This window comes from Stenotrophomonas sp. YJH_SMC_53 (assembly GCF_059369995.1).
The window spans coordinates 1-11,146 of the sequence record NZ_JCAFTF010000005.1 but is presented as its reverse complement, the minus strand read 5'-3'; the positions used below and the strand labels follow the sequence as shown (position 1 = coordinate 11,146).

Here is an 11,146-nt window from a genome sequence, read left to right as displayed (position 1 = left end):
CGCCCCCTGACTCAGGGGACGGTTGCCCGGACCGAGTGCGGTTGCCGGCCAGCGGCCGGCACTACCGAACGCCCTTACTTGCGCTGGTCGGCGCTGGCGTCGCGTACGGCGCGGAACGACTCGTCCTTGCTCCAGTTCGGCCAGGCACGGGAGTTGGCCAGCTGGTTGCCCAGCGTGTACAGCACTTCCAGGTCGCGGGCGGCACCGGCGAACACCCAGTCCGGCTGCCATTCGTCGCCCTGCTGGTGGTAACGCTTGGCGGTGTAGTCCTCGGAGGCTTTCTTGCCTGCGGCGACGCCACCGTCCACCCAGTCCTGGCCGGCCGACCAGGACAGCGCCGGCACGCCACGCTTGGCGAACGGGAAGTGGTCGGAGCGGAAGAACAGGCCCGCTTCCGGCTTCGGGTCCGGCGTGTAGCGGATGTCCCAGCCCTTGGCCACGTCCTTCAGCTGGTCCAGCAGCTCGAAACGCGCGGCACCGTAGATGCCGAAGTCACGCGACGGGCCGAACGGCGCCATGCCGTCCATGTTGATCACCGCCACGGTCTTTTCCAGCGGGTACAGCGGATGGGTGGCGTAGTACTCCGAACCCAGCAGGCCCTTCTCCTCGGCGGTGACCGCCAGGAACAGCAGCGAGCGCTGCGGGCGCGTTTCCTTGGCGAAGCCACGGGCAAGCTCGAGCAGCGAGGCGGTACCGCTGGCGTTGTCCAGTGCGCCGTTGAAGATGCGGTCACCGCGCGCGTCCGGCTCGCCCACGCCAATGTGGTCCCAGTGCGCGCTGTAGATGATCGTCTCATCCGGATGGCGGCTGCCTTCCAGGCGTGCGGCCACGTTGTGCGAGGTGATCACTTCGGTCTTCACCGCGTACTTCGCGTCCAGGCTGGCGCCGGTCAGCGGCACCGGGGTGAAGTCGCGCTGCTGCGCCTTTTTCTTCAGCGCCTCGAAGTCCTGCCCGGCGGAGCGGAACAGCTCCACGGCCAGGTCGCGCTGGATCCAGCCTTCCAGCAGCGGGTGGCTTTCGGCCGGGTTGTCGCGCACCACGTCGAACATGGTGTTGGTGTTGGAACCTGCCACGGTGGCCCAGCCATAGGAGGCCGGTGCGGTCTCGTGCACGATCAGCACGCCCAGTGCACCCTGGCGCGCGCCTTCCTCGTACTTGTAGGTCCAACGGCCGTAATAGGTCATGCCCTTGCCGTCGAAATCACCTTGGCCGGTTTCGAAGTCCGGATCGTTGATCAGTACGACGGCAATCTTGCCCTTCAGGTCCACGCCCTTGAAGTCGTCCCAGTTGCGCTCCGGCGCTTTCACGCCATAGCCGAGGAACACCAGCGGGGCCTTGCTGATGTCGACGTTGCTGGCGCCGTTCATGGCGGCGCGCACGGCAATCTGCTTGCCCTGCTCCAGCGCAACGGTCTTGCCGCCCTGGTGCAGCGCCAGCTGCGGTGTGCCGACGATGTCGCCCTTGCGCAACGGCACGGCCTGGGTCCAAAGGCGCTTGCCGTCCCTGAGGTCGCCGCCCGGCTGCAGACCGGCGTCGGCAAACTGCTTGCTGAGGTAGGCGATGGTCTTCTCTTCGCCGGCGGTGGCCGGCGAGCGGCCTTCGTAGGCGTCGGAGGCCAGTTCCTTGACGTCGGCGGAGATCCGCGCGCCATCGAATTTCGGGGTGGCCGCCATCAGTGCGCTCGACACCGACAGGGCCAGCACGCCCAATACCACTCGTTTCATTGCTCTCTCCAGCAGGGAAATCCTTCTGGAGTGTAATGGGATTCGGCAGGGCTGCGCCCTGCACCCGCCGAAGCCAGGGCAGCAGCAACAGCTGGAGCAACAGCAACAGCAGAAGCAGGCATTCGGTGGGATGGCGGGGTGGGTCCGGTTGCGGGGGAAGCCGTAAACCCCGCTCCGCGGTCCGGCCCAGCCGCTGGCGGCTGTGCGTTCGGACGCTTGCGAAGCAGTGCTTCGCAAGCAAAGCGCCCTCACCCTTGGGGGCTTGGCCGCGGCATTCATGCCGCGGACACCCCCGCAACCGGACCCACCCCGCCTTCGACAGATCTCTGCTGCTGTTGGTGGGTGTCGACCTTGGTCGACACGGACGGAAACACGAAGGGGTCAGAGCCCTTTCCCGGCGGGAAAGGGCTCTGACCCCATCTGTGTGTTGCTTGGGCGTGTTACCAGTTCGGGTCTTCGGCCGGGGCGGCAGCAGGCTTGGGCTTCGGCTTGGCGGCCGGGCGGGCGGCGGCTGCAGCCGGGGCGGTCGCGCCCGCAGCAGCGGCGGCAGCCGGCTTGCTGCCCAGCTTCTGGCGCAGTTCGATCTGGCCCGGACGGAAGCCGCCGCGCATCGCGTCAACGCCGTCTTCGATGGTGCCGTACGAGGTCTGTGCAGCCACGCGGTCGATGCGGATGGTGCAGCATGGGTGTTCGCTGCGGCCCAGCGAACGGCCGGTCTGCGGGTCCTTCAGTTCCTCGCCCAGGCGCACAGCCTGCCAGCGCTGGCCGGCCTGCACGGTGTCACCGCCCTGGCTCAGCACCACCTGGTCACCGTCCACCGACACCACCGACACCGGGAACAGCGTGGTGACGATGCTGGTGCCGATCTGGCCGGACAGCGATTCCATCATCGCCGCAGCCATGTTGCGGCCGTTGACCACACGCGGCAGGGTGCTCGGGCCGGTCGAGGCCAACTGGTGATCGAAGCTGTCGGACATCACCACCTGGCCAGTGGTGGCGTTGACCAGGCGCAGGGTGATGCGGCCGCCACCGGAGTATGAGGTCACCTGACGGTCGGACATGCGCAGGTTGCGCACGCTGCGCGGGTACTCGAAGCGTTCGATGGTCGGGATCAGGATCAGGTCGGTCGCCAGCTGCTGGCCGACGCGGGCAGTGTCCTGCAAACGCACGTTGCCGCTGTTGATGTGGTCGATCTCGGCCTGCAGTTCGTCGCCGAACTCGCGATCCAGCACGATGAAGCGCTGGGTCTGGGTCAGCGTGTCGGACAGGCGTGCGCGGATCGCGTCGGCCACTTCATCGGCGCTCACGCGGCCATCGCCCACGGCATAGCTGCCGGCCTTCGTACGCGGCAGCGCGACCACGATCTTCGGCTTGCCCTGCTCGTCCGGTGCGCGGTACTGGGCGATCTGGGCACGCACGCGTACCTTCCAGTAGCTGCGCATGCTGCGGTGGGTCACGTCGGAATCGAACGAGCTTGCGCCACGCTTGGCATCGACGCTGACCTTCTCGTCGTAGCGCTCCTTGACACTGGCCGAGGCACCGCCGCCCTTGGCCGTGGCTTCGCCAGAGGCGCTGGCAGAGGCCGAACCCTTGAAGCTCCAGCCTTCATCGCTGGCGCGCACGCGCGCGATGGTTTCCTCGTCCAGCTGCCGCACTTCGTCCTGCGACAGGATTTCATAGCCCAGCACCGCGCCCTGCGAGCCGGCGATCATCTGCTGGGTGAACGCGTCGGCGCGGATATCGCCGACGTGTTCGTCATCCACATCCACATGCAGGCCTGCACGCAGGCCCTGCATCTGGCTGGCCACGCGTACACCGTTGACCTGCGCCACCGCCGACTGCAGCGCCGCCAGCACCGCCAGTTCCGGGGTGCTGCCGATGCCGTCGGCCTCGCGCGCGACCTGGGTGGTGCCGCCGAAATCCGGCGTGCCACGCAGGGGCGCTGCTTCCACTGGCGCATTGCTGGCCAGTGCACTGGTTGCCTTGTCCTTGGCGGGTGTGGGCGCATCGGCGGCCGGGGTGTCCTGCTTGCCGCAGGCTGCAAGCAGCACGGCGGCCAGGCCCAGGCCGATCAAACGGGAGGTCGTACGCATGGGGTTGATCCTCGGATCAGATCGAGTCGAGCATCGAATCGGCGTTCGACGGCACCTTCACCTTGCTCTTCTTGGCGAAGGTCACGGCCGACTTGGTCGAGCCGTACAGGCCCTGGATGAAGCCCGGCGATTCCTTGGCCACCCATGCACCGGCAGCCAGTTTGCGGCCGACGGTGGCCATCTGGGTGGCGCCCAGGTTCTTCATGCCGGCGGTGAAGTTGCTGGCTTCGCCGCCCAGCTTCTGCGCTTCGGCAGCCGACGCCAGCAGCGAGACCAGGCCTTCGGCATAGTGCTGCTTGGATTCAGCGTTCAGCTCCGGCTGCGCGGCCTGGCGCTCGTCGATCGCGGCCTGGGCGGCTTCGCTGACCGACACCGACTTCTTCATCGCATCGACGCTGACCGAACCCGACGACAGCGCCTGGCGCTCGGCTTCCAGCAGCTGCACCTGCTCGGCCAGGCCGAAGGCACGGGCGAACGAGGTCTGGGCCTGCAGCGAGTGCGACTGCGAGCTGACGAAACGACGCACCAGTGCTTCCTGCGCGGCTTCATCCGGTGCGGCGGCGCTGGAGGCGCTGCTGCTGGAGGTACCGGTGGCGGCGCCGGCCAGGTCCTTCAGCTTGCCAAGGCCAGCGTGCGCCGGCATCGACAGGGTGGCGGCCGCGATGGCCAGGACAAGAGCGGTATTGCGGATCATGTGAGAGTCCTTTGGGAGAGACGGCCGCGGTTCGGCACGTGGGGAATCGGTGAGCCCCGGGCCGATGCCGAGCGCGCTCGGCACCCACCGGGGCGGCGGATCAGCGCACTGCCTTGACGTTCAGTTCGTTGATCATCTGCTGGGCGGCCTTTTCGGCAGCCAGCTGCAGGGCATTGGTACGGGCCACGGTTTCATTCGGGCCGGTGCCGGAGAACTGCACCGGGCCGACCGACGACACGGTGCGCGGGAAACGACCGGTCACGTCCAGCACCTTGCCGGTGACGGTGACGAACACGCGGGTGTTGCCACTGGCCGGATCACGGTCGCGCATGCCGATGTCGAGGGTGCCGACGGCGATGTACGGAATGTTGGCTGCACGGATGCCGTTGGCGGTGTCACGCAGGGTGGCCGGGGCCAGGTCGTTGCCGGTGCTGAAGTCCTTGCGGATACGCTCGATGCTGAGCAGGCCACGCGACTCGCCTTCCACGTATTCGGCTTCAACCACTTCGTAGCCGGCGGCGCTGAAGGCACCGGTCATCGCGGTGTTGACCTCGGCGGCGTTGGCCACCTTCCAGGTGATGTTGTCGGCGCGAGCGGTGGTGCTGCCGCCGCTGGTGACCGACACCGATCCGTTCTGGTTGATGCTGCCGTTGGTGCTGACCGAGTTGCCGCGGAAGCTGTCGCCCTCACGGGTGTTCTCGCTGTAGCTGCTGCTGGCGTCGACGCGGCGGTATTCCTTGTCCTGGAACGACTGCACGGTGTCCTGCGAGCGCGCCATGAACAGGAAGGTCAGCAGCGAGCGCTGCGCGGCGGTGGCACCGGCCACGGCCGAACCCGCATCCAGCTTGGTCTGCAGCAGGGTGGTGTTGATCTCGGCACGGACGGTGACGGTGTAGGTCTTGGCCTTCTTGTCTTCGGTGTCCGACAGCTGCACCGCGCTGAGCACGTAGCGGTCGATCTCGCCGATGAACTCGGCGCGGCGCGCTTCGAACAGGCGCAGCTTGGCCGCACCGGTTTCGGCGATGTACGCCTCCAGGGCGTTGACCTTGGCCTTGTTCAGGGCCTGGGCACGGGTATCGGCACTCAGGCGCAGGCCGTAGCTGGCCGAGCCGGTGCCGCGCGAACTCGCGGTCTGCGCAGCGACCGGCGAGGCCACCACCAGCGCGATGAGGATGAGCAGAATGGTACGCATCAACGACATGACTTGATCAACTCCTGGAGGGCTTGGGTCTGCTGCTGCAACGGGCGGCCGCCCGGCTTCTGTTCGTCCAGCCAGGCGCGCGAATCGGCACGCTTGGCGGCGGCGCCGGCGAAGGCATCGAGCCCGGCCAGCAGGGTTTCGTAGCTGGCCGACCACTGGTCGACCTGCCACTGCGTGGCCGGAACCACCTTGGTGGCCCCCTTGCGCAGCGGCTGTTCGAAATAGACCTTCCCCGAGAACGGTTCGGTCACCTTGGCGGTGAAGAAGGCGCCGAACAGCATCGTCTTCATCGCCGGGGTTTCCTCGATCACGCCGTTCTTCAGTGCATCGACCTGCAGGTTGATGACGTAGTCGGGTTCGGGAATCTTCAGCTGGTAGACCTTGCCGTCGGCAAAGCGGGCAGCCATCGCGCCACCGATCGCCTGGCCCGAGGCCGGCGGCAGCAGCCCGACGCCGGTGTTGGACGACAGCGTCTTGGACAGTTCATGGGCCAGCGTGGCGCGCAGCGGCGCTTCCCACTTCGGGTCGGGCAGCTTGGCGCGGACCGCGTCGGACAGGGTTACACCACCGACCTGCAGACGGCGCACCGCCGCGTCGGGCAACCTGGCCTGGGCAAGGCTGGCCGCCAGCACCTGCGACAGGCTGGTATCGGCGCCGCCATACAGCAGATCGGCGACGATCGCGTCGATATCGTCGTTGTCCGGTCGGTAATCCTGCACGTCGATGCGCTGCAGCGTAAGCGGATAGGACGCGATCACCTGGCGCTCGCGGAAGTCGAAGAACAACGCCTGCAGCGCCACTTCCACCAGCACCTTGTACTGGTCACCGATCGGCTCGACCGAGACCAGTTCGCGGTCCAGCGCGGCGGCCAGCACGGTGGCGCTGGTGGTGCCGTCGAGCATCGCCACCGGCTGGTCGATCAGCTCCAGGTGGGCCGGTGCGCGGCGCTTGAGCGACTGCGCCAGCGTCTGGTTCAGCGGGACCAGGCCACGCCGTTCCAGCACCGCATGCGCATGTGGCGTGGTCGCCTGCACGGCGGCGGCGTCAGCGGTATAGGCAAAACCGGCCCAATAGGCCTGCTGCGATTTGTCCGCGGCCTGCACGGCCGTCGGCCATACGGCCAGGCACAGGGCACAGGCAAGCAGGCGCGCAAAAGCGCGCGATGCGCTCTTCGTCCTTGAATACATCCAACCGCTCCTCGGTCAATACGCACGGAATGCGGGCGCTGATGCGTCCGCTGGGCGCGAAACATAGCCGCTCAGGCGCGCGGCGACAAGTGCTGTCCTTGTCGGCTCAGTCCGTGGGGGGCAGGCCGGCCCGTTGCCGCAGCAGTCCGCGCTCGGCCTGGTTGTGGCTGAGCCGAGCCGCCTCGCCAAAAGCGTCACGCGCATCCTGCTCGCGCCCCAGTGCCTGCAACAGCTCGCCACGCACCACCTGCAGTGGCGCGTAGTCACGCAGGCGCGCGTCGACCAGCAAGGGCTGCAGTTGCGCCCACGCGGCGAAGGGACCGTCGCTGCGCAGGATCGCCACCACCCGGTTCAATGCCACCACTGGCGAAGGCTGCACCTGCAGAAGCTGTGTATAAAGCGCAGCAATGCGCGGCCAATCGGTAGCGTCAGCGCGACGCGCAGCCGCATGGCAGGCCGCGATGCGCGCCTGCAGCACGTAGGGATCCTGCCCGCCGCCTGCGGCCAGCGCACGTGCCAGTGCCTGCTGACCACGTTCGATCTGCAGCCAATCCCAGCGCGCGCGGTTCTGACGGTCCAGCAGCACCGGCGCGCCCTGCGCGTCCACCCGCGCCGCTGCACGCGAGGCCTGCAGCTCCATCAGCGCCAGCAGGCCCAGTACCGGCGGCACCGGCAACCGATGGGCCAGGATGCGGGCCAGGCGCAGCGCTTCATCGCACAGTGCCGGACGCATCCAGTCATCGCCGGCGCTGGCCGCATAGCCTTCGTTGAACACCAGGTAGATCGCCTCCAGCACCGAAGCCAGGCGCTCCGGCATCGCCTCCGCGCGCGGCACTTCATAGGGCACCTGCTTCTGCGCCAGGGTGCGCTTGGCGCGCACGATGCGCTGGGCGATGGTCGGTTCCGGCTGCAGGAACGCGCGTGCGATCTCCACGGTGGTCAGGCCACCGAGCAGGCGCAGGGTGAGTGCCACGCGCGCATCGGCCGGCAGCACGGGATGGCAGGCCACGAACATCAGCCGCAGCAGGTCATCGCCCAGGTCATCCTCCAGCGCCTGGTTGTCATCGGGTGCCGGCAGCGCCGCCGGATGCAGTTCCTCGCCCCATTGCGCGTGCTGCTGCGCCACGCGCTGGTGCTGGCGCAGCACATCGATGGCACGGTTGCGCGCGGTGGTCATCAGCCAGGCTCCGGGGTTGTCCGGGATGCCCTGCTCCGGCCAACGCTCCAGCGCGGCCAGCCAGGTGTCCTGGGCCAGTTCCTCGGCACGGCCGACATCGCCACCGAGCAGCCGCGCCAGGCGCGCGATCAGCACTGGCGACTCCATCCGCCAGAGGGTTTCCAGACGCTGCGTCAGTGCGGGCTCGAGCATGCGCCGATCACAGCACGCACGCCCGGCCCGCACAAGCGCCGCAGCTCACGCTTCAACAATCGGCTTGAAGCCACCCCAGAACATGCGCCGGGTATCGAACGGCATGTCCTTCGGGCCCAGCGACGCCAGCCGCGGGTCGGCCATCACCTTTGCGTTGATGCGGTCGCGTGCCGCGCGCGAGCGGAACACCACGAAGGCGACGATCACCGTCTCGCCCGGTTTCGCCTTGACCGCGCGCGGGAACGAGGTGCTCTTGCCCGGTTCCACATCGTCGGCCACGCATTCCATGTACTGCAGCGCGCCATGGTCCTTCCACACCACGCCGGCCTTGCGGGCAAGGCGGCGGTAGGCCGCCACCTTGTCCTGCGGGCACGGCAGCACGTACGCATCCACGTAAGCCATGAGGGTTCTCCCTTGCGGCGGCCGTCAGCCCGGCTCGCCGTCCATGTGTGCGATTTCCCAGAGATGGCCATCCAGGTCCTGGAAGCCGCGCTGGTACATGAAGCCCAGGTCGCGCGCCGGCTGCGGCTCGCTGGCGCCGGCGGCCAGTGCCTTGTCCACCAGCTCGTCAACGGCCTTGCGACTGGGTGCCGAGAGCGCATTGATCACTTCCGTGTGGGTGTGCGCGTCGGCAATCGGCTTGTTGGTGAACTGCTGGAAAAAAGGTTGGGTCAGCAGCATCACATAGATGCTCTCGCTTATGACCATGCCAGCCGCATCGTCATTGGTATAGGTTGGATTGAAGCTGTAGCCCAGCGCGGTGAAGAATGCCTTGGACTTCTCCAGATCCTGCACGGGCAGGTTGACGAAGATCATCTGCGGTTGTGGTGCACTCATTGGTAACGCTCCTTGTGAATGAAGAGGAAAGAGGGAGGGATCAGGGCTGCTTCATGCAATTGACCATCCACGGCTTGCCGTAACGGTCGATCAGCATGCCCCAGCGATGTGCCCAGAACGTTTCGGCGATCGGCATCTGCACCTGGCCACCTTCGGCCAGCGCAGCGAACACGCGTTCGGCTTCTTCGATGCTGTCGACGTCGACATTGATGGTGGTCGAGCCGCCCTCGCCACCGCCGGGACCGTCGGCCGCCATCACGATGGCGCTGCCGATCTCCAGCTGGCTGTGCGCAACGTGGTCGAGGGTTTCCGGCGGCATTTCGTTGCAGCCCGGCGAGCCATCGGAGGGCGGCATGTCGCGGTACTTCATTTCCGAGGTGACCTGGCCACCGAGTGCCTTGGCATAGAACGCCATTGCCTCGTGGGCCTGGCCGCTGAAGCCGAGGAAGGGAATCAGTCTCATGGCAATACTCCGTTGTGCGGTTCAGGGCGATAGTGCCGGGGCGTGCCCGGCAGGGAGAGGAATCGGATCAGCCTTCCAGCTGTGCACGCAGACGCTGTTCCTGCTGCTGTAATTCGGGGGTGAAGGCTTCACCAAAGTCTTCTGCGGAGATCAGCGGACGCAGTTCCAGCGTGCCGCCCTCGCCGAACGGCGCACGGCTGGCCCATTCAACGGCCTCGTCCAGCGACCGCACCTCCCACAGCCAGAAGCCGGCGATCTGTTCGCTGGCAGGACCGAACGGACCGGCCTCGACCTTGGGTGCCCCGCCGCCGAAATGAATGCGACGGCCGCGCTGGGTGGCGTGCAGGCCTTCACCGGCCAGCATGATGCCGGCGGCCACCAGTTGTTCGTTGAAGGCGCCCATTTCGGACAGTTCCTGTTCGCTGGGCATGCGGCCGGCTTCGGAGTCGGCGTTGGCCTTCACGATCACCATCACTTTCATTTCGGTCTCCCGTGGGACGCGTGGTGCGTGCCCTTCACTGGGTACAACGAACCAGGGGGCTGGGAATCGACACGTCTGTTGGAAATTTTTTTCTTCCGCGGAAAGCGCGCCTTCGGCGGTGGTCGGCGAACGGCGGAGCCCCTCCGTGGTGGGGTTGGGTTGGTCGCTGAAAGCTCGGGTTCCCGTGGGTGGGCCGGGCGGCTGGGGCTGGCGGGGACGCTGTGAACCCGTCCCTGGGGGCCAGATCAGATACCCCGCCAACCCCACCCTCCCGCCCCCAGACAGATCTCTGCGGCTGCCCCACCACGGGAAAATCAAGAGAAAAGGCAAAAGCAAAGGCAACAGCAACGGCGGTTGGCTGGCGGCCTCGGCTTTGCGAGCGAAGCGACCCGCTTTTGCTCTTGTTTGTGATTTTCCGTGGTGAACGCCGCAGGAAACTGTCCAAGGCCGGGTGGGTAGGCGGGGCGGGGGTGTCCGCGGCATGGATGCCGCGGCCAAGCCCCCATGGTGAAGTGACCCCCAGGAGTTGGACGCCAGATCCAACCTCCGAGGGATACATGAACAGATATGACGCGCGCTTCAAGCTGCAGGTTGCCAAAGAGGCCTGCAAGACCTCCACATCGATCAAAGCCATTGCCCGTCACCACGGCCTGGAGTTCTCCACGGTCAGGCGCTGGGTGGCGACCTATCGGCTGCATGGTTGGCGCGGGTTTCGCCGCCAGGCCCGGTCCTATGACCTCACATTCAAACTGGCTGTCCTGAAGAAGATGAGCCAGGACGGTATGTCCGGGCGGGAGGCCACCACCTACTTCCAGATCGGTGATGCCGGCGCGGTGGGGCGATGGCGGCGCCTGTATGCTCAAGGCGGTGCCCAAGCGTTGGCACCGCCTCCGCCGCTGCCCCGAAAGCCGATGAAAAAGACCCGTTCGTCCAAGCCACCTGAGGAAATGAGCCGCGATGAGCTGCTCAAGGAAGTCGCCTATCTGCGTGCGGAGACCGACTACCTAAAAAAACTCGATGCCTTGATCCGGGAAGAGCAGGCGGCGCAGGACGCAAAGCGCAAGCCATCCAAGGATTGAGGCAGGTTCATACGCTGT

At 66.8% G+C, this 11,146-nt stretch carries 10 protein-coding genes and 1 pseudogene; 1 reads left to right on the top strand and 10 read right to left on the bottom strand.

All coding sequences use genetic code 11. The features are described 5' to 3' along the window. Positions 1–74: 74 nt before the first annotated feature. The 10 genes from AC5P7X_RS09220 to AC5P7X_RS09175 form a co-directional block, all read right to left on the bottom strand. Positions 75–1,724, bottom strand: coding sequence for a M28 family metallopeptidase (locus AC5P7X_RS09220; RefSeq protein WP_495214746.1), 1,650 nt, complete (start codon positions 1,722–1,724; stop codon positions 75–77). Between the two features lie 440 nt (positions 1,725–2,164). Next, positions 2,165–3,817: a CsgG/HfaB family protein gene (locus AC5P7X_RS09215; protein ID WP_111126875.1), complete on the bottom strand. Its 1,653-nt coding sequence runs from the start codon at positions 3,815–3,817 to the stop codon at positions 2,165–2,167. A gap of 16 nt (positions 3,818–3,833) precedes the next feature. After that, positions 3,834–4,511, bottom strand: coding sequence for a hypothetical protein (locus AC5P7X_RS09210; protein ID WP_005415096.1), 678 nt, complete (start codon positions 4,509–4,511; stop codon positions 3,834–3,836). A 100-nt stretch (positions 4,512–4,611) separates the two neighbouring features. Further along, positions 4,612–5,712, bottom strand: a complete 1,101-nt coding sequence (locus tag AC5P7X_RS09205; RefSeq protein ID WP_032953880.1) for a hypothetical protein — start codon at positions 5,710–5,712, stop codon at positions 4,612–4,614. Then, on the bottom strand, positions 5,703–6,899 hold the full coding sequence (locus AC5P7X_RS09200; protein ID WP_005415094.1) for a hypothetical protein: 1,197 nt from the start codon (positions 6,897–6,899) through the stop codon (positions 5,703–5,705). Before AC5P7X_RS09200 ends, AC5P7X_RS09205 begins: the two co-directional genes overlap by 10 nt. A 106-nt stretch (positions 6,900–7,005) precedes the next feature. Beyond that, entirely contained in the window at positions 7,006–8,268 is a 1,263-nt protein-coding gene (locus AC5P7X_RS09195) for an RNA polymerase sigma factor (protein ID WP_070489578.1), read from the bottom strand. Positions 8,269–8,313: 45 nt separating this feature from the next. Beyond that, positions 8,314–8,670: a DUF1428 domain-containing protein gene (locus tag AC5P7X_RS09190; RefSeq protein ID WP_005415092.1), complete on the bottom strand. Its 357-nt coding sequence runs from the start codon at positions 8,668–8,670 to the stop codon at positions 8,314–8,316. A gap of 24 nt (positions 8,671–8,694) precedes the next feature. Then, the gene (locus tag AC5P7X_RS09185) at positions 8,695–9,105 is read right to left on the bottom strand and encodes a VOC family protein (protein WP_021202152.1); all 411 of its coding nucleotides are present in this window, start codon (positions 9,103–9,105) and stop codon (positions 8,695–8,697) included. 40 nt (positions 9,106–9,145) lie between these two features. Next, positions 9,146–9,568 (bottom strand): VOC family protein, encoded by a 423-nt coding sequence (locus AC5P7X_RS09180; protein ID WP_005415090.1) that lies wholly within the window; start codon positions 9,566–9,568, stop codon positions 9,146–9,148. 67 nt (positions 9,569–9,635) lie between these two features. Then, positions 9,636–10,049, bottom strand: a complete 414-nt coding sequence (locus AC5P7X_RS09175) for a YciI family protein (protein WP_053500761.1) — start codon at positions 10,047–10,049, stop codon at positions 9,636–9,638. Between the two features lie 557 nt (positions 10,050–10,606). Here AC5P7X_RS09175 and AC5P7X_RS09170 point away from each other — a divergent pair. Then, positions 10,607–11,146: pseudogene (locus AC5P7X_RS09170) on the top strand (transposase); the annotation flags it as partial.

Coding starts and splice junctions, on each gene's coding strand:
- AC5P7X_RS09220 (WP_495214746.1), bottom strand. CDS start 1,724: ATGAAACGAGTGGTATTGGGCGTGCTGGCCCTGTCGGTGTCGAGCGCA.
- AC5P7X_RS09215 (WP_111126875.1), bottom strand. CDS start 3,817: ATGCGTACGACCTCCCGTTTGATCGGCCTGGGCCTGGCCGCCGTGCTG.
- AC5P7X_RS09210 (WP_005415096.1), bottom strand. CDS start 4,511: ATGATCCGCAATACCGCTCTTGTCCTGGCCATCGCGGCCGCCACCCTG.
- AC5P7X_RS09205 (WP_032953880.1), bottom strand. CDS start 5,712: ATGTCGTTGATGCGTACCATTCTGCTCATCCTCATCGCGCTGGTGGTG.
- AC5P7X_RS09200 (WP_005415094.1), bottom strand. CDS start 6,899: ATGTATTCAAGGACGAAGAGCGCATCGCGCGCTTTTGCGCGCCTGCTT.
- AC5P7X_RS09195 (WP_070489578.1), bottom strand. CDS start 8,268: ATGCTCGAGCCCGCACTGACGCAGCGTCTGGAAACCCTCTGGCGGATG.
- AC5P7X_RS09190 (WP_005415092.1), bottom strand. CDS start 8,670: ATGGCTTACGTGGATGCGTACGTGCTGCCGTGCCCGCAGGACAAGGTG.
- AC5P7X_RS09185 (WP_021202152.1), bottom strand. CDS start 9,105: ATGAGTGCACCACAACCGCAGATGATCTTCGTCAACCTGCCCGTGCAG.
- AC5P7X_RS09180 (WP_005415090.1), bottom strand. CDS start 9,568: ATGAGACTGATTCCCTTCCTCGGCTTCAGCGGCCAGGCCCACGAGGCA.
- AC5P7X_RS09175 (WP_053500761.1), bottom strand. CDS start 10,049: ATGAAAGTGATGGTGATCGTGAAGGCCAACGCCGACTCCGAAGCCGGC.